20 protein-coding genes and 1 pseudogene are annotated in these 17,645 nt (G+C 61.0%); all 21 read left to right on the top strand.

The window, feature by feature from the left end; translation table 11 throughout:
• Positions 1-1,194: a phosphoglycerate kinase gene (locus AC0L8G_RS04730; RefSeq protein ID WP_473387241.1), complete on the top strand. Its 1,194-nt coding sequence runs from the start codon at positions 1-3 to the stop codon at positions 1,192-1,194.
• A 38-nt stretch (positions 1,195-1,232) separates the two neighbouring features.
• A pseudogene (locus AC0L8G_RS04735) lies at positions 1,233-2,125 on the top strand (fructose bisphosphate aldolase).
• Between the two features lie 157 nt (positions 2,126-2,282).
• On the top strand, positions 2,283-3,158 hold the full coding sequence (locus AC0L8G_RS04740) for a Coq4 family protein (RefSeq protein WP_473387242.1): 876 nt from the start codon (positions 2,283-2,285) through the stop codon (positions 3,156-3,158).
• Positions 3,159-3,198: 40 nt separating this feature from the next.
• Positions 3,199-3,849, top strand: a complete 651-nt coding sequence (thiE, locus tag AC0L8G_RS04745; RefSeq protein ID WP_473387244.1) for a thiamine phosphate synthase — start codon at positions 3,199-3,201, stop codon at positions 3,847-3,849.
• Between the two features lie 273 nt (positions 3,850-4,122).
• A complete protein-coding gene (locus AC0L8G_RS04750) occupies positions 4,123-5,085 on the top strand; it encodes a tetratricopeptide repeat protein (RefSeq protein WP_473388797.1) in 963 nt (320 codons plus the stop codon).
• A gap of 43 nt (positions 5,086-5,128) precedes the next feature.
• Positions 5,129-5,632: a crossover junction endodeoxyribonuclease RuvC gene (gene ruvC / locus AC0L8G_RS04755; protein WP_473387245.1), complete on the top strand. Its 504-nt coding sequence runs from the start codon at positions 5,129-5,131 to the stop codon at positions 5,630-5,632.
• Complete coding sequence (gene ruvA, locus AC0L8G_RS04760; RefSeq protein ID WP_473387247.1) at positions 5,629-6,258, top strand: Holliday junction branch migration protein RuvA; 630 nt, start codon at positions 5,629-5,631, stop codon at positions 6,256-6,258. Before ruvC ends, ruvA begins: the two co-directional genes overlap by 4 nt.
• 226 nt (positions 6,259-6,484) lie before the next feature.
• Positions 6,485-6,928 carry a hypothetical protein gene (locus AC0L8G_RS04765; RefSeq protein WP_473387248.1) on the top strand — a complete coding sequence of 148 codons (444 nt, stop codon included), beginning with the start codon at positions 6,485-6,487 and terminating at the stop codon, positions 6,926-6,928.
• Positions 6,929-7,027: 99 nt separating this feature from the next.
• Positions 7,028-7,372, top strand: coding sequence for an endonuclease domain-containing protein (locus AC0L8G_RS04770; protein ID WP_473387250.1), 345 nt, complete (start codon positions 7,028-7,030; stop codon positions 7,370-7,372).
• Between the two features lie 69 nt (positions 7,373-7,441).
• Entirely contained in the window at positions 7,442-8,476 is a 1,035-nt protein-coding gene (ruvB, locus tag AC0L8G_RS04775; protein WP_473387251.1) for a Holliday junction branch migration DNA helicase RuvB, read from the top strand.
• Between the two features lie 73 nt (positions 8,477-8,549).
• Entirely contained in the window at positions 8,550-9,110 is a 561-nt protein-coding gene (locus AC0L8G_RS04780) for a DUF3592 domain-containing protein (protein ID WP_473387252.1), read from the top strand.
• 7 nt (positions 9,111-9,117) lie between these two features.
• Complete coding sequence (gene ybgC, locus AC0L8G_RS04785; RefSeq protein ID WP_473387253.1) at positions 9,118-9,519, top strand: tol-pal system-associated acyl-CoA thioesterase; 402 nt, start codon at positions 9,118-9,120, stop codon at positions 9,517-9,519.
• A 79-nt stretch (positions 9,520-9,598) separates the two neighbouring features.
• A complete protein-coding gene (locus tag AC0L8G_RS04790) occupies positions 9,599-10,741 on the top strand; it encodes an acyltransferase family protein (RefSeq protein ID WP_473387254.1) in 1,143 nt (380 codons plus the stop codon).
• Positions 10,742-11,005: 264 nt separating this feature from the next.
• Positions 11,006-11,722 (top strand): protein TolQ, encoded by a 717-nt coding sequence (gene tolQ, locus AC0L8G_RS04795; RefSeq protein WP_473387256.1) that lies wholly within the window; start codon positions 11,006-11,008, stop codon positions 11,720-11,722.
• Complete coding sequence (tolR, locus tag AC0L8G_RS04800; protein ID WP_473387257.1) at positions 11,722-12,156, top strand: protein TolR; 435 nt, start codon at positions 11,722-11,724, stop codon at positions 12,154-12,156. The genes tolQ and tolR overlap by 1 nt, the downstream gene beginning before the upstream one ends.
• A gap of 56 nt (positions 12,157-12,212) precedes the next feature.
• The gene (locus AC0L8G_RS04805; protein ID WP_473387258.1) at positions 12,213-13,073 is read left to right on the top strand and encodes a hypothetical protein; all 861 of its coding nucleotides are present in this window, start codon (positions 12,213-12,215) and stop codon (positions 13,071-13,073) included.
• A 53-nt stretch (positions 13,074-13,126) separates the two neighbouring features.
• On the top strand, positions 13,127-14,458 hold the full coding sequence (gene tolB, locus AC0L8G_RS04810; protein WP_473387260.1) for a Tol-Pal system beta propeller repeat protein TolB: 1,332 nt from the start codon (positions 13,127-13,129) through the stop codon (positions 14,456-14,458).
• A 296-nt stretch (positions 14,459-14,754) separates the two neighbouring features.
• Positions 14,755-15,258 (top strand): peptidoglycan-associated lipoprotein Pal, encoded by a 504-nt coding sequence (pal, locus tag AC0L8G_RS04815; protein ID WP_473387262.1) that lies wholly within the window; start codon positions 14,755-14,757, stop codon positions 15,256-15,258.
• A gap of 179 nt (positions 15,259-15,437) precedes the next feature.
• Positions 15,438-15,734: a hypothetical protein gene (locus AC0L8G_RS04820; protein WP_473387263.1), complete on the top strand. Its 297-nt coding sequence runs from the start codon at positions 15,438-15,440 to the stop codon at positions 15,732-15,734.
• Positions 15,688-16,251, top strand: a complete 564-nt coding sequence (gene ybgF, locus AC0L8G_RS04825) for a tol-pal system protein YbgF (protein ID WP_473387265.1) — start codon at positions 15,688-15,690, stop codon at positions 16,249-16,251. Before AC0L8G_RS04820 ends, ybgF begins: the two co-directional genes overlap by 47 nt.
• Before the next feature lie 3 nt (positions 16,252-16,254).
• Positions 16,255-17,397 carry a tRNA lysidine(34) synthetase TilS gene (tilS, locus tag AC0L8G_RS04830; RefSeq protein WP_473387266.1) on the top strand — a complete coding sequence of 381 codons (1,143 nt, stop codon included), beginning with the start codon at positions 16,255-16,257 and terminating at the stop codon, positions 17,395-17,397.
• The last annotated feature ends 248 nt before the right edge of the window (positions 17,398-17,645 follow it).

Raw genomic sequence — 17,645 nt, forward strand, 5'->3', positions numbered from 1 at the left:
ATGGCCGCTTACCGCACGATTGACGATCTCGATGTCGCCGGCAAACGCGTCCTGGTGCGCGTCGATTTCAACGTCCCGATGAAGGATGGCGTCGTCACTGACGCCACCCGCATCGAGCGCGCGCTCCCCACCATTCAGGAGCTGTCGAAAAAAGGCGCCAAGGTGCTTTTGCTCTCCCATTTCGGCCGCCCGAAAGGGAGTGTTGTGCCGGAAATGTCGTTGAAACCCGTCGCCGAAGCGCTTGAGAAATTTCTCGGCGGCGGCGTCGAGTTCGCCGAAGACTGCATCGGCGATGCGGCGAAGAAGACCGTCAAGAAAATGCTCGATGGCGATGTGGCGGTGTTCGAAAACACGCGCTTCCACGCCGGCGAGGAAAAGAACGATCCGGAGTTTGCAAAAGCGCTCGCTGAAAATGGCGACGCTTATGTGAATGACGCCTTTTCCGCCGCCCATCGCGCTCATGCCTCCACTGAAGGCATTGCGCATCTGCTGCCATCTGCGGCGGGCCGCGCCATGGAGCGCGAGCTTGATTATCTCAAGGCCGCTTTGTCCGAGCCGGTGCGTCCGATGATGGCGGTGGTCGGTGGCGCGAAAGTCTCCACCAAGATCGAGCTTCTGCTCAACCTTGTGGGCCGCGCGGACATTCTCGCGGTCGGCGGCGGCATGGCCAACACATTCCTGTTCGCCAAAGGCGTCTCTGTCGGCAAGTCGCTTTGCGAGCCTGACCTTGTGGCGACCGCGCGCGAGATCATGACCGAAGCGGCGGCCAAGGGTTGCGAAATCGTGCTGCCGCTTGATGTGGTCGTCGCGAAAGAATTCAAGGAAGGCGCCGACCGCGAAGTCAAAGCCGCCGACGCCGTCAGCGCCGACGACATGATCCTCGATCTCGGGCCGGACACGGTGAACTTCATCGCGGAAAAGATCGAAGGCGCAAAGACGCTGGTCTGGAACGGCCCGCTTGGCGCCTTCGAGATCAAGCCGTTTGACACGGCGACAGTCGAGGCGGCGCGCTACGCCGCCAAGCGCGTGAAGTCGGAAGACCTTGTCGCGGTTGCAGGCGGCGGCGATACGGTCGCAGCGCTCGCGGCGGCCGGGGTCGAAGACGACTTCACTTATGTTTCAACCGCCGGCGGCGCGTTCCTTGAATGGCTCGAGGGCAAAACCCTGCCGGGCGTTAAGGCGCTGGAGCACTAGCCGGCGCTAGGTTTAATTTATCGACTTGGGAGAGTTGCATGACGCAAGCGAAGATGGCCGATCAGGCCGCAAACAAGGATGGCTTTATCGCCGCCCTCGATCAGTCCGGCGGCTCGACGCCGAAAGCGCTGAAGCTATACGGCGTGGACGAGGGACAATATTCAAATGATGAGGAAATGTTCGGCCTCATCCATCAGATGCGGGCGCGGATCATCAAATCGCCGGCCTTCACTGGCGACAAGGTGATGGGCGCGATCCTGTTCGAGCGCACCATGGATGGCGACATCGACGGCACGCCCACTGCCCAATATCTTTGGGAAAAGCGCGGCGTCGTGCCGTTCCTGAAAGTCGACAAGGGCCTTGCGGACGCAAAAGACGGCGTCAAGCTGATGAAGCCGATGCCGGATCTCGATGCGCTGTTGGAGCGCGCGGTCAAAAAGGAATCTTCGGCACCAAGATGCGTTCCGTCATCGACGCGGCGAACCCGGCAGGCATCGCGGCGAATGTCGCGCAGCAATTCGAAATCGGCAACCAGATCCTGGCGCATGGCCTCGTGCCGATCATCGAACCGGAAGTGACGATCACCATCGCCGACAAAGCCGAGGCCGAAGAAATCCTCCTTGCAGAGATCAAAAAGAATCTCGACAAGGTGCCCGCCGGCAAACAGGTGATGTTGAAACTGTCGCTGCCGGAAAAGGCGAATTTGTATAAACCCCTGATCGACGATCCGCGAGTGATGCGCGTCGTGGCGCTGTCAGGCGGCTATTCCCGCGAAGATGCGAACGCCAAGCTGGCGAAAAACACCGGCATGATCGCCAGTTTCTCACGCGCCCTGACTGAAGGCCTATCGGCCGGCCAGAGCGATCAGGAATTCGACGCCAAGCTGGCGGCGACCATCGACAGCATTTTCGAGGCCTCGCGCGCCGGCTGACCCGCGCCGCCGGCTATGCCATTCAAGAGCCCGGATCATCAGATCCGGGCTTTTTTTGTCCGGCCCCTTGAAAATTTGCTTTTTTGGCGCGACATTCATTCAAGGTAAACTGGTCAGTGTAATGCTATCGCATAACACCAAAAAGGACGGATCGGTCATGAGTGACGCGACGATCTCGGAAAAAGCTGCGAAAGCGGAAATCGCGCCGGAAGATTATGTCTGGATCAACGGCTTTCCCACGCCGCCATCGGAGCCGGTGCGCCCGCTGCATGCGCTGCTCTCTGTCTGGCGGCTGATCCGCAACAAGGAAGACACCCGTCAGGTCTTCGAGATCGTCCAGGCGATGTCCGGCGATACCAGCAAACATTTGTTCAAGCGCTTCACCGATACGCCTTATGGCCGCCGGGTCGTGACCGAGCCGGTAAAGCTGGAAGAAATTCTCGGCGATCGCGAGCGCCTGCGCGCCTATCCTGAAGGCTCGCTCGCCCGCGCCTATCTCGCTTTCATGGAGGGTGAAAACCTGACGCCGGAAGGCTTGCGCGCTGCGGCGGAAGAAGCCGACATCGACTATGACGCCTATCCGGAATTCGCCGAGCTGATGCGCCTCTTCATGCATCTGCAGGTGAGCCATGATCTATGGCATGTGCTCTCCGGCTATGGCCGCGATGCGATGGGCGAATTGTGCAACCTCGTCTTCACCCGTCAACAGACGCGCAATCCCGGTTTCCGGTTGATCGTGTTGATTGGCGGGCTTGCGGTGAAACTCGATTCTCCGTCCACGCCATTGATCAAGGCGCTGCGCGAGGCTGGCCGCAATGCGCGCCAGACGGAGTGGATTCTCGAGCACGACATTGAAGACCTCTTGCCGCTGTCGCTCGCCGACGCGCGGGCGCGGCTCAATATTGCAGAGCCTAAGGTCTACAACGCCGTCCCTGCGGATGTGAAATACAGCCTGTTGAAGCCGAAAGTGCAGCAGACGCAAACCGAGCGCGAAAGAGCGGCGCGAGAACGCTCGGCGCTTCAATCGGCGTAATCTTCTTTGCAGCAATGGCGCGGCCCCCTATATAGCGCCGATGCAAAATGACTGTCGCCTTTATCTCATCACGCCGCCGCAGATCGCCGATCTGAATGCCTTCGCCGTCGATTTCGAGCGCGCGCTTGGCGCTGGCGATGTGGCCTGCGTGCAATTGCGGCTGAAAACGCCAGAGGGCGCCGCTGTCAGCGATGACGAAGTGCTGACCGCCGCCGCGCGCCTGCTGCCGATTGCGCAAAAATATGAGTCCGCGTTTTTGATCAATGACCGGCCGGATCTGGCGCTTAAGGCCGGGGCCGACGGCGTTCATGTGGGCCAGTCCGATGAGAGCTGCAAAAAAGCGCGCAGCCTGCTTGGAGAGAAGAGGACCGTCGGCGTCACCTGTCATGATTCAAAACATCTGGCCTTGATCGCCGGCGAAGCGGGGGCGGACTATGTCGCCTTCGGCGCCTTCTTTCCCACCGCGACCAAAGACGCGCCGACCGTCGCGCCGGTGGAGCTGTTGGAATGGTGGGCCTATGCGACGACGGTCCCCTCCGTAGCGATTGGCGGCATTACGCCGGAAAATTGCGGCGCGCTGGTGCGGGCGGGCGCGGATTTCCTCGCGGTTTCTGCGGCGGTGTGGGGACATGCGGACGGTCCCGATGCGGCGATCAAAGCCTTTGAAAAGGCGATCGCCGAGGCGGTCTGACGCGCCGCGCCTTTGCGCTGGCGTCTGACCTTTTCTGGCACAATCCTTGCGTCGCATCCTGCGGGAATGGGGAGAGTGCGGACGCTGGGGAGCGCGCCGTGCGTGATGGTCATGAAATTCATTTGGGTCATGCGAGCCTGTGCGGCGGCGATTATTGCGCTGTGCTTTGCGGCGGCGTTTCTTGAGGGTGCGAATATCGCCTTTGCGGCCGCCGCCCTGCGCTAGGTTTTCCCGCGCTAGGCTCGCTGCGCGAAGCGGGCTAGATTGCCGGCGATGATCGGCCGTTTCGCCATTTTGTTTTGTCTGTTCTTCCTTGCGCCCGCTGCGGCGCAGGACGATCGCGCGGGCGCGGCCTATCAGGCGTTGCTCGACGGTCGCCATGATGACGCTTTTACGGCGGCGAGCGCGCTGGCGGAGGCGGGCAGCGCCGATGGCGAACATCTTCTCGGATATCTTTATGAGAACGGGCTGGGGGTCGAACGCGATCTTCAGCATGCGGTCAATCTCTATACAAAGGCCGCGCGCGCCGGTCAGCCCGATGCGCAATTCGCCCTTGGCGAACTGGCGCTTTATGGCGAAGGCATCGAGGTCAATGCGGAAACCGCTGCGGGCTGGTATCGCCTCGCCGCGCGCCAGGGTCATGCCCGCGCCAAGCTGCGGCTCGGGGTGATGCATGCGCAAGGCGAGGGCGCGCCGCGCGACAAGGCGCGCGCGCGCGAATTGTTCACCGAAGCGGCGGCGGCGGGCGAGGCGGAAGCAGCGCGCAATCTCGCCATCGCTTACATCTCCGGCGACGGCGTTGCGCAAAGCTATGAGGCTGCGGCTGAATGGTTTGAAAAAGCCACGCAAATCGGCGACCCGGTCTCAAGTTATAATCTCGGCTTGTTGTTGCAATCGGGCGAACTCGGCTCCCGCGATCTTGAAATGGCGGCGGCCCATATGCGCGCGGCGGCGGAGGCGGGGCTCGCGCCCGCCATGGTCGGGCTTGGCCTGTTGCTCCATGACGGCGCGCCGGGCGACGACCTTCCCGCCGACTGGTTCGAGCGGGCGGCGCAGGCCGGCGATCCGCAAGGGCGGTTCCTCTACGCCGTGGCGCTGACGGAGGGCGACGGCAGGGCGCAGGATCTTGCAGCGGCCCGCACGCTGGTCGATGGATTGCTGGCGGAGCCCGGGCTGGAGCCTGCCTTCAGGGCGGATGTGGAAAAGCTCCGCCGGACGTTGCGCCGGAAACGTTGATTCGCCTTTTGTTCTTTCCGGAAAAGCCCCCTATGCTTGCGCCATGAGCGCAGTGATTCGTATTTTCGGCATTGATCCGGGCTCGGCCGCGACCGGTTGGGGCGTGGTCGACAGCGCCGGCCCGCGGCTTTCCTATGTGGCCTCCGGCGTCATTCGCCCGAAGCGCGGCGCCGCCCCGGCGGCCAAGCTCGCCCAGATTTTTGATGGGCTGAAGACCCGCCTCGCCGAATACGCCCCCGATGAGGCGGCTGTGGAAGAGACTTTCGTCAACGCCAATCCCCGCGACGCGCTGGTTCTCGGTCAGGCGCGCGGCGTTGCGCTGCTGGCGCCGGGGCTCGCCGGATTGCCGGTCGCGGAATATGCGGCGAATTCGGTGAAGAAATCCGTGGTCGGCAAGGGCCATGCCGACAAGACCCAGGTCGCGGCGATGGTGAAGGTCTTGCTGCCGAAATGCGGGACGCTCGCCAGCGACGAGGCGGATGCGCTCGCCGTCGCGATCTGTCATGCGCATCATTATGGAATGAGAAGGCTGGAGGCGGCGTCATGATCGGCAGGCTAAGAGGCACAGTGATCACAGTCGAGGAAGACACAGCGCTGATTGATGTGAATGGCGTCGGCTATGAAATCTACGCCGCGCCCCGCGTATTGCAGGGGCTTATCCCGGGTGAGGAGGCAACGCTCAGTATAGAGACGTTGGTGCGCGAAGACCTGATCCGCCTGTTCGGCTTTCCCTCAGAGCATGAACGGTCCGCGTTTCGCTTGCTGCAAAGCGTGCAGGGCGTCGGCGCGAAACATGCGCTGGGCGTCTTGCAGGTGCTGTCGCCGTCGGAGCTTTATGATGCGGTGACGGCGGAGGATGTGACGGCGGTCATCCGCGCCCATGGCGTGGGCAAGAAACTCGCCCAGCGCATCGTCACCGAATTGCAATCGAAAGCAGGCGCGCTCGCGGGCGCCACGGGCGAAGTGTTTTCCCTCGCCGCGCGCCGCAAAGTCGCCGAAGCGCCGTCCGATCCGGGCTTGAGCGCCAAGGCCGATGCGGTCTCGGCCCTCGCCAATCTCGGCTATGACGGGATCGAGGCGAGGAAAGCGGTCGCCCGCGCTGCGGAAGGCATGGACTCGCCGGGCGTCGAGGCGCTGATCAAGGCGGCGCTGAAAGAACTGGCGGCGGCGTGAAATTAAGTTCTTGCTTGGATAGGAGATAAGCAAATGGCAGACAAAAATATACGTGATGTCTTTCGTAAGATTATTGAGGAAAAAGGTGATCGAATGATTCTGCATGACCGGGATCATATTGAGCAGAACAACGCAACTTCTGCGAACATTATCGTTTGCCCCTCATGCAGAGAGCCGTACTATGCTGGCTCATCTCATACCTGCCCCTAAATTCTAGGTTGTGGTTATGATCTCTGCCAAACAAAACTTAGAAGCCCTTCAAGAGTGGGCTCTTGAAGAGATCAAAAATCTTGGGCAGAGAAATTTTGAGCTCGCAAAATTCTTTTTTGGCATCTCTGCAGGCTCATTTGCGATAATTCCATTTTTCGATCTGGAAATCTCGCTGGGTAATAAAATTCAGCTCGCTGCCTTGGTCTCTTTGGGCTTGTCTGTGGTTTGTGCGGTTCTTATGGCAAGTCCGGCAAAATTTATTGTCGATGATAAGATTGATTTGCCTAGCGTTCATAGAAGACAGGCTAATTGGCTAGGATTTCTCAAATACTCTTGGATGACGTCATGGATGTTGGGAGTCTTGTTAGTTTTTATCGCAGTGAGCGGTGGTTCTGAGCAAAAAGAAACGCCAGTTAATTCAGAAGCGCCAACAAAATCGAGTTCCACTAATAATGGCTGAACCTCCACACCAAAGCGACGGGCTGATCGACGGCGCGCAACCTCTCCCCTCTCCCGCGGGCGGGAGAGGGGCCGAGGGTGAGGGTGGAAACATAAAAACATGAAGCCAAGGCCAAACATCAATCGCGCCCGCAGCCTCCGGCAAATTTCAAATGCGCCGGAACAAATCGCATGGGAGGCTTTGCGCGGGTTTCGCAAGCAAGGCTTTCCCGTGCGCCGACAACATCCGGTCGGGCGCTACGTTGTCGATTTCGCCGTCGTAAAAGCGAAACTTGTTATCGAGATTGACGGCGGCATCCATCAACTGCGCTCCGTCGCGGAAAAAGACGTAAGCCGCGAACGCGAAATCACGGAGAAGGGCTGGCGTGTCTTGCGCATACCGGCGGAGACCGCGATGAGTGGCGACCATGTATGTGCGCTCGTGCAAAAAGAATTCGGGCTATGATGCTAAAGAAACACCCTCACCCCCGGCCCCTCTCCCGCCGGGCGGGAGAGGGGAGAAGGGCCTTCCGCAATGGCTGAACCTGCATATCAAGACGACCGGCTGATCGACGGTGCGCGCAAGGGCGAGGACGCCGATGCGGCGTTGCGTCCGAAAAAACTCGACGATTTCGTCGGCCAGCCCAGCGCGAAAGATAATCTCCGGGTTTTCGTGCAGGCTGCGAAATCGCGCGGCGAGGCGCTGGATCATGTGCTGTTTCACGGGCCGCCGGGTCTCGGCAAGACAACGCTGGCGCAGATCGTCGCCAATGAACTGGAAGTCAGTTTCCGCGCCACCTCCGGCCCCGCGATCACCAAGCCCGGCGATCTCGCGGCGCTGCTCACCAATCTCGAAGCGGGCGATGTTTTGTTCATCGACGAAATTCATCGCCTCTCCCCGGCGGTGGAGGAAGTGCTCTATCCGGCGATGGAGGACTACGCGCTCGACCTCATCATCGGCGAAGGCCCGGCGGCGCGGTCCGTGCGCATCGACCTGCCGCGTTTCACCCTGATCGGCGCGACGACGCGCTCGGGGCTTTTGGCGAAACCGCTGCTCGACCGTTTCGGCATTCCGGTGCGCCTCGATTTCTATTCGGAAAAAGATCTGGCGCATATCGTGGCGCGCGGCGCGGCGCTGTTGAATGCGGAGATGTCCGCTGATGGCGCGGGCGAAATCGCAAGGCGCGCGCGGGGCACGCCGCGGGTCGCCGGGCGCTTGCTGCGCCGGGTGCGCGATGTGGCGACGGTTGAGGGTTCGGGCCTGATCGACGCTGTTGTCGCCGACAAAGCATTGAAGCGCCTCGAGATCGACAAGCTCGGGCTTGATCCGCTGGACCGGCGTTATCTTCGTCTGATTGCGGAGCATTTCGGCGGCGGCCCGGTCGGCGTCGAGACTATCGCCGCCGCACTCGCCGAAGCGCGCGATGCGGTGGAAGACGTGATTGAGCCCTTCCTGTTGCAGCAGGGGCTGATCCAGCGCACGCCGCGCGGAAGAGTGCTGTCGGTCAGCGCCTGGACGCATATCGGCCTAGCTGCACCAGCGGCGCCGGGCGCGGCATTGTTCGACTGATTTAACGAGTTCGGTCATTTTCTGGTGATCATTCCCGCTTAACTTTCCTGGCGGAAAAGCCGGGGAGGGCGCCATGAGCGGATCGATTTTTCTGACCTTGTTTTTCGGCGTGTTTGTCGCCATTGGCGTCACGCTGCTGGTCTGGGGCGGGCGTTCCTTTTACTATTCGCATCAGGCCGCGCATTGGCCAACCACGCCGGGCGTCATCACCGCGTCGGATTTCAAGGTGAACTCCGACAGCGACGGCACGACCTACAACACCAAGGTCGAATACACCTACAATCCCGATGGCTATGAGCGCACGGGCGAGACGATTGCGTTTGGCTATACGGGCTCATCGGGCCGCCAGTTTCACCATGAGATCTATGAGGCGCTGCCCGTCGGCGCGCAGGTCGCCGTGCGCTACGATCCGTCAAACCCGGAACGCACCGCCCTTACCCACGGCGTTAACAAGTCAATCATCTTTGTGCTGATTTTCGGCGCGGTCTGGACATTCTTCACCGTCGGGCTCGCCGCCATGTTCGCCATGAGCGAGATCGGGCGCCGGCTCGATGCTCGCCAATATGGTGATTTATTCTTCCGGTCGTTGATCCTGCGCCGCCGTCTTGCCTTTGGCGCGCGCCCGGCCCAATGATCGGTCTATGAGCGAAGCGAGCATCTACAAAATTCCGATCCGCATCTATTACGAAGACACGGATTTTTCCGGCGTCGTCTATCACGCGGCTTATCTCAAATTCTTCGAGCGCGGGCGCACCGAGGCGCTGCGCGCCTGCGGCGTCCATCATTCGGAGATGCTGAAACGGGACGAGCCGCTGGCCTTTGCGGTCAGGAAGATGACCACCGAATGGCTGGTCCCGGCCAGGATCGACGATCTGCTCGAGGTCCGCACCCGCTTCGTCTCGGCGAAAGGCGCCCGGATGATCCTGGCGCAGGAGATCTGGCGCGAAGAAACCCTGCTGGCGCGCGCTGAGGTTGAGGCGGTCTGCATGTCGCTCGCGGGGCGTGCAAGGCGGTTGCCGCCGGACCTTCTCGACCGGTTTTGAGCCGGCTATCGCTCGCGCGGGCGGCCTCGAGACCGCCTTGTTCAAGCAAAGGTTAAGACAAGTCTGTTAGCCATCAGCAATGTCTGGCGCGCTCATTTCTGCCCATTTGCGGCGACGCATTTCGCAGGGCCCCACAATCGCCGAAGCCTTCAGCAGGGGGATCGGCGAGGGCAATAATTTTGACGCGCTCCGCCTGCTCGCCGCGCTCATGGTGCTCTATGCGCACGCTTTCCTGCTCACGCTCAATTCTAATCCGACCGATTTTCTTGCCTGGATGAGTGGCGGCCAGACCGGAATGGGGGCGCTGCCCATTTCCACTTTTTTCGTGCTGTCGGGTTTTTTGATCACCGCCAGCTGGATGCGCCGGCCCGACATAGCGGTCTATGCACGCAACCGGATTTTGCGGATCATGCCGGCGCTGACGGCGGTTGTTCTGGTGTCGGTTTTTATCATCGGCCCGGCTGTTACGATTCTCACAACGCGCGAATATTTCGCTAGCACGCAGACCTGGCGCTATTTGCTGAACCTGGTTTTTATTTACAGCAACAATCTGTTGCCCGGCGTTTTCACCGAGATTCCCCATGGGGCGGTTGTGAACGGGCCGCTTTGGAGCCTTAAATTCGAGGTGATCTGCTATAGCGTGCTCGGCTTGATCGGCGCGGCTCGCCTGTTGTCGGCGCGCAGTTGCCTCGTTGTAATCATCGCATGCCTGGCGCTTTCCATTGTGATTGGCGATTCCGTCGACAGCCTGACCGAAAATTTTCTGCGTCAGCTCTCGGGCACTGGCGCATTTTTCTTCGGCGGGGCGTTTTTCGCCGTCGCGGCTGACCGGATCAGACTCAATTCAGGATTGGCCTTGTTGAGCCTCGCGGCGCTGGTGTTGGCCATGCGGTTTTCCGGATTTGTCCAAATCTTTGTTTTCGCCGGCCCCTATCTCGTACTCTATGTCGGCTTAATGTGGCGGGGGGCGCTGCGGCATGTGGGGCGGTTCGGAGATTTCTCCTATGGCGTGTACATCTGGGGCTGGCCGATCCAGCAGCTCGCCTTGTTATACCTCCCCTCAGACTCGCCGGTGGCGCTACTCGCCGTTTCGTTTCCCTTAACCCTCGCCGCAGCGGTTCTCTCCTGGCGCCTGATTGAAAAACCGGCGATGCGGCTGAAATCAAAAAGCGCCCTCGCCAGAGCGCCCGGCCGCCCGGTTTTCGCCCGGCGATTGACGTAAACCTTTCATTAACCGTCATTAAACTTTGGAAATCGCGGCCGCGCATCTTCCCGCGGCCCTGCATTCGCCTAAATTCCGGGCATAAGGGGATTAAACGCGGGCCCGTTCAATGTTAACCATGGATTTGCCCGGCGCGGGGTGAAACGCGCTGTAGGATGGTTTGCGCCGTTTTTCCGGTTCTGATGAACAGGCCGGAGCATGAGCGGCGAGAGATTCGGTATTGGTCCCGCCAGTCAGCGGGCGGCTTGAGGGATATATAAGGCAATGGAATCAGAAGCTTTGAACGCGGCGGCTGGAATGGGAGGCGATTTCAGCCTCTGGACTTTGTTCCTGAAAGCGGATCCGATCGTGAAGACGGTCATGGCCATTCTCGTCATCGCTTCGATCTGGTCCTGGGCGGTGATCTTCAACAAGTCGATCACTTTCTCCCGCATCAAGTCGAAGTCGGCAAAATTCGAAGACCAGTTCTGGTCCGGCAAGCCGCTGGATGAGCTCTATCGCAAAATGCGCGACAAGCAGGACCATCCGATGGCCCGCGTCTTCGCCGCGGCGATGGAGGAATGGGGCCAGGCCAAGAACGCCGGGCGCACCGATGCGCTGGTGATCGGCGCCCGCGAACGCCTCGACAAGATTTTGAGCGTCACCGTATCGCGCGAACTTGAAAAGGCTGAAAGCAGCCTCGGCGTGCTGGCGACCGTCGGCTCTGCGGCGCCGTTTGTCGGCCTGCTCGGCACGGTCTGGGGCATCATGAACGCCTTCCAGGCGATCGCGGCGACCAAGGACACCAACCTCGCGGTTGTGGCGCCGGGCATCGCCGAAGCGTTGTTCGCGACGGCGCTTGGCCTGCTCGCCGCTATTCCGGCGGTGGTCGGTTATAACCGTTACTCTTCCGCGCTGAATTCTTTCGCCGTGCGGCTCACCGGTTTCGCCGATGAGTTTTCCGCGATCCTGTCGCGCCAGCTTGATGAGAGGGCGCGCTGATGGGCGTCAATCTCAGCTCCGGCGGCGGGCGTCATCGCCCCGGCCGCACCCAGCCCATGGCTGAAATCAACGTGACGCCGCTGGTCGACGTCATGCTGGTGTTGTTGATCGTTTTCATGGTCGCCGCGCCCTTGCTGACGGTTGGCGTTGCGGTCGATCTTCCTGAAACCGCCGCCAACCCGATCCAGGATCAGGGCGAGCCGTTGACCGTGACCGTATCGGCTGACGGCACGATCTATGTGCAGGAAACGCCTGTCGCATACGAAAATCTCGTCGCCCATCTCGAAGCGGTGGCGACGGCTGGATATGACCAGCGGATCTTCATTCGCGGCGATCAAAATCGCGCCTATGGCGACGTCGTGCGCGTCATGGGCAGGATCAACGCTGCTGGATTCCGGCGCATTGGTCTGGTGACCGATCCGGAATTGCAGTGACGCCCAGAGTAGAGTGAAGCGCGTGTGGCGTTTCGTAACCAAGGCCCCATAGGTTCATGCGTTTTGGCCTCTTTGCATCGGTGCTGCTTCACCTCGCCATTGTTTTTGGCGGGCTGATCTGGCTGCCGTATTTCAGGAAGCTGCCTGACGTCACGCCGGAGCCTTATATTCCACTGGACATCATCCGCGAGGCTGAACTGGATTTGAAAACCAGCGTGCCGGCCGCGTCGAAGAAGCCTGAAATCATCGAAGAGCCGGAACCGGACCTGCCTGAAGCTGTTGTCGAGGAAGAGCCTGCGCCGGTTGAAGAAAAATCCGAGCCTGTCGCATTGCCGGAACCCGAGCCGGAGCCGGTTGCGCCGGAGCCGGAGCCAGAGCCCGAGCCGATCAAGCCTGAGCCGAAGGTGGAGAAAAAACCGGAGCCGCCAAAGGTAAAACCGAAAGAGCCGGCGCCGCCGAAAAAGGAAGAGCTCGATCTCGACGCGTTGTCTCAGTTGATCGACAAGGAGCGCGAAAACGAAAATTCGCCGTCGCGCGATGCGCCGTCGCAGACCACCGAGCAGGCTGACCGGGACCGCTCGGCAATTGGCGCGGGCGACCGGCTGACCGCGAGCGAGCAAGCCAAGATGCGCGCCGCGATTGAGCGTTGCTACAACACCAGTTCTTTGATCGGCGCGCCGAATCCGGAGACATTGCTTGTCGTGCTGCAATTTGAGCTGAACCGCGACGGCACGCTGATGGGCCAGCCGCGGGTCGCCAATTCGCTGGAGATAAGCTTCTCCGGCAACCGCTATTGGAAGGTCGCCGAGCAGGCGTCGATCAGGGCGGTGGTGTCATGCCAGCCCTATGACTTCCTCGATCCGGCTCGCTATGACGACTGGAAAGAATTCGAAGTTGGCATGAGGCCAATGGAATAGAATGTCACGATGCGTGACTCACGATGGCTGGGAAACCTTAGAAAGAGTTTGATATGAATAGACTGATTGCTCTTCTCGCTGCGATATTCGTCTTCGCGGGGTTGTCGCCAGCTTTCGCAGAGCGTGTGCGCATCGACATTACGCGCGGCAATGTTGATCCAATGCCCGTCGCGGCGCCGGATTTCCTCGGCGTGGATGATCAGACGATTGCTCTCGGGCGCGACATCACCGGCGTCATCATGAATGATCTCGACCGTTCGGGCCTGTTTCAGGTGATCGACCAGCGCGCCTATATTCAAAAACCATCCAGCGTCAACGAACGCCCGCGTTTCGCGGACTGGCGCATCATCAATGCGCAAGTGCTGATTGTCGGCGAAGTGCAGGAGCTTCCCGATGGCCGCATTCAGGTCGCAACGCGCATCTGGGATGTCTATGCCGACGAGCAACTCGGCGCCGTCGCTTTCAAAACGCCGGCCGACAACTGGCGCCGCGCCGCGCACAAGGTTGCCGACTTCGCCTATAAAACGCTGACTGGCGAGGATGGCTATTTCGACACGCGCCTGGTTTTCGTGCATGAAACCGGCCCGAAAGAAAAACGCGTCAAACGCCTGATGATCATGGATCAGGACGGCGCCAATCCGATTCCGCTGACCGACGGGCTCAACTATCAGGTGCTGACGCCGCGCTTTTCGCCGACGCAGCAGCAGATCACCTATATGGCGCTGTTCGATAACCGCCCGGGCCAGGTCTATCTCTTCAATATTGAAACCGGCGAACAGGAACAGCTCGGCACATTTCGCGGCATGACTTTCGCGCCGCGCTTTTCGCCTGATGGCCGTCAGGTCCTGATGTCGATGGAGCGCAATGGCAATTCCGACGTGTTCCTGATGGATCTGTCGACGCGCCGCCTGACGCGGATGACCGACAATCCATCCATCGACACCTCGCCGACCATGTCGCCGGACGGCGCGCGCATCGCCTTCACGTCCGATCGCGGCGGCACGCAGCAGATTTATACGATGAATGCGGATGGTTCGAACCAGAAACGCATCACCTTTGGCGATGGCCGTTACCAGACGCCGGTCTGGAGCCCGCGCGGCGATCTGATCGCGTTCACCCGGCAGTATAATGGCCGCTTCTATATCGGCGTCATTCGCCCGGACGGCACCGGCGAGCGGCTGCTGACGGAAAGCTATCTCGAAGAGGGGCCGACCTGGTCGCCAAATGGCCGTGTACTGTTGTTTTACCGTTCGACCGAGCCGCGCCGGGACGGCACGGGCGCCGAATCCCAGCTCTGGTCGGTGGATTTGACCGGCCGGAACCTGCGCAGGGTGCGTACGCCGGGCGATGCGTCAGACCCTGCCTGGTCGCCGCTTTTGCCTTAAATTGTTCAAAAAGAGGGGTTTTCGGGGGACTGTAACCGAAAATTCATTTTTGCGCCGGAACAGCCGTTCTTGATTGCTGGCGCATGTCTCGCTACGATTCAGTTGTTGGTTAAATTTAGACATATGACCGACACCGATTTGTAAGGCGGGGCCTTTAGTCTTCCGTAGCGATTGTGCGCCACAATAGCGTGCGGGATTGTGTAGTAACGTGGCTTAGGGGCGGGGGCGCGCTCGCCGGGCCGTATCAGACAGCCCAGCGGTATTGAGCCGGTGACTGGGGAAGTGGAGCTAAAGCAATGAATAAATTCTTGAAGATCGCCGGAATGTTCGCGTCGCTGGCGCTGATTTCGGCTTGTGCGTCGGGGCCAGATATCGACACGACAGCCAATACCGACACGATGGTCGACACTGGCCCGACGGGTCCGGTTCCGGGCAGCCAGGCTGACTTCGAACAGTCCGCCGGAAGCCACCGCGTTTTCTTCGCTTATGATCAGTACACGTTGACGCCGGACGCGCAGGCGACTCTCGCCCGTCAGGCTGCTTGGCTGAAAGAATATCCTGAAACCCGCGTCCTGCTCTCAGGCAATTGCGACGAGCGCGGCACCCGCGAATACAACCTCGCGCTTGGCGCACGCCGCGCAAATGCTGCGAAGTCTTACCTTGTGAGCCTCGGCGTCGACGCTTCGCGCGTCACCACCGTTTCCTACGGCAAAGAACGCCCGGTCGACACACGCTCGACTGAAGCGGCCTGGTCTGTGAACCGGAACGCCACCACGATGCTGACGGCAGCTGGCGCGTAAGGTTGACGTCGCCATCTGGCGAAGTGTTTTTAAGGGCGCGCCGTTGCGACGGCGCGCCTTTCTTTATGTAAGCAGGCTCCCTTGAGCTTGTGTTTTTGAGATTTGGCCTTGCGGGCGTTTTTTCGCCCTGTTTCTGTGCCATACTCGCCGCGAGATGTTTTTGGGTTTGAGGTGAAATCATGATGTCGATCAGAACAGGTTTGCTGGCGCTCTCCGCCGCCTTTTTTGTCATTGGACCGGCGAGCGCGGGCACCAAGGACGACATTCGCGATTTACAGGCGCGTCTCGCCGCCGCTGAACAGGCGATGGCGGGCCAGTCGCAGGCGTCCTTGAAGGTCGCCGAGATGGAGCGCCAGATCCAGGGACTGACCGGCCAGATTGAAGAGCTGACCTATAAGCTCGATCTGGCGAGATCAGCGCCTCGACGCCATGAGCGCGGTGCTGGCGGGGGATGCGAATTACGCCGACCCCGGTAACTTCTCCGACGGTCCGAATGCCGGTCCGGTTTCCTTGATGCCCGGCGGCGAACCGGCGGGCGGCGATGCGATAGGCGATCAGATCGCGCGCGAAACCGGCGCCGCCGCGCCAAGCGATGTGGCGCTGCCGCTCGATCCGAATGCAGCGTTTGACTACGCCTCGCGCTTTTTGCTCGCCGGTGATTACCAGCGGGCGAAGGCGGCTTTTGGTCTCTATGTGGAAGCCTTTCCAAACCATCCGCGCACGGCGGATGCGCAATTCCGGCTCGGCGAAATTCATCTGGCGCTCGGTGAAAATGCGTCGGCGGCCGATGCGTTTATCGCCCATATCCGCAGCTATCCCAATGACCAGCGTTCGGCTGAGGCTTATCTGAAGCTGGGCACGGCCTTTGCGCGTCTCGACAAATCGACGGAAGCCTGCACCGTGTTCAAGACGATGAAGGGCAAATATCCCAACGCCCCTGCGCCGGTGCTGCAACGCGCCGATCTTGAGATGGCGCGCATCGACTGCAAATAAGCGGTGCGCAGGATTGCGCCGCAACCTGGCGCGCTGACGCCGGGCGCCTTCGCCGAACAATTGAACTTACTCGGCCCGCCTCGGCGTCTCGCCCTGGCGGTGTCGGGCGGGCGCGATTCCATCGCGCTGTTGCGGTTGTGCGCTAAGCATGCGCGCCAGACCGGCCTAGGCCTTGCCGCGTTCACCATCGATCATGGCTTGCGCGCCGAAGCTGCGGGCGAGGCGGAACGCGCCGCGCGCTGGGCCGGCGAGGCTGGCGTTGAACATACGACTTTACGCTGGGAGGGCGACAAACCTGCATCGGGGGTTCAGGCGGCGGCGCGTCAGGCGCGTTATCGATTGCTGATTGAGGCGGCGCAGGCGGCGGGCTGCGACGGGCTGGCGACCGCCCATACGCTCGATGACCAGGCGGAGACCTTGTTCATGCGCCTGTCGCGCGGCGCGGGGCCGACCGGCCTTGCGGCGATCCGTGCGGAAAGCATCGTCGCCAGCGGCGCTGGCGCGCCCATCCGCTTGTTGCGTCCGCTGCTCGGCTTCTCACGCCGGGCCGTGACCGAATGGCTCGGCGATATTGGTCAGGACTATGTGGATGATCCGTCTAATGACGATCCATCCTTTGAGCGGGTCCGGGTGCGTGCGGTGATCGCGGCGCTGGCCGAGCAGGATCTGTTGACGCCGGAAGCGCTGGCTGAGGCTGCGCGAAAATCAGCAAACGCCGCCGACGCCATGTTCGCGCAGCAGGACGAGCTTTTCCGAAATCTCGGCGGGTGCTTTTACGGCTGGGGCGGCGTCGCGCTGGATCGCTGGCGCCCGGAGGCGCCGGGCGCAGCCGGACTTGCGCGGCGGTTAATCCATGCGGCCGGCGCCGGCGAATTCCCACCGGATGAAGCGGGCGCCATGGACGCCGTCGCGAATGCCGTGGCCATGGGCGCGGGCACGTTGGGCGGCGCGTTGGTCAAATCCTGGCGCGGCCGGCTGTGGTTTCTGCGCGAACCGGCGGCGTTGCTCGGGCGCGCGGGACGCCCGCCCCTCGCGCCTACGGCGCTGGAGGGGGATTTGCTGTGGGACCGGCGTTTTGCGATTTCCGCCCTGCAGGCTGAGCATGTGGAAATCGCCCCCTCGGCGCGGCGGCGAAGGCGGATTTAGGCGCCAAAGCGGGACTTTTTAACGGCCCGGACGAGGCGCTGGCGACGCTGCCCGGCCTTTATCATCGGGGCGTATTGATCGGCGCAGCCGGGCTCCCATTTATGCAATCTGGAGCGTCGGCGGGGCCGGTGCGCGCCAGACCGCTGGTTCAGGAACGCTTTTTGGGCCGGATTGTTAGATTTTCTTGAGTTTAGCCGGTTTTGCCCTTGTAGAGATGGCGCTGGCGTTTCTTAACGCCTATCTACTAG

The organism is Hyphococcus sp. D3-15, assembly GCF_055809375.1.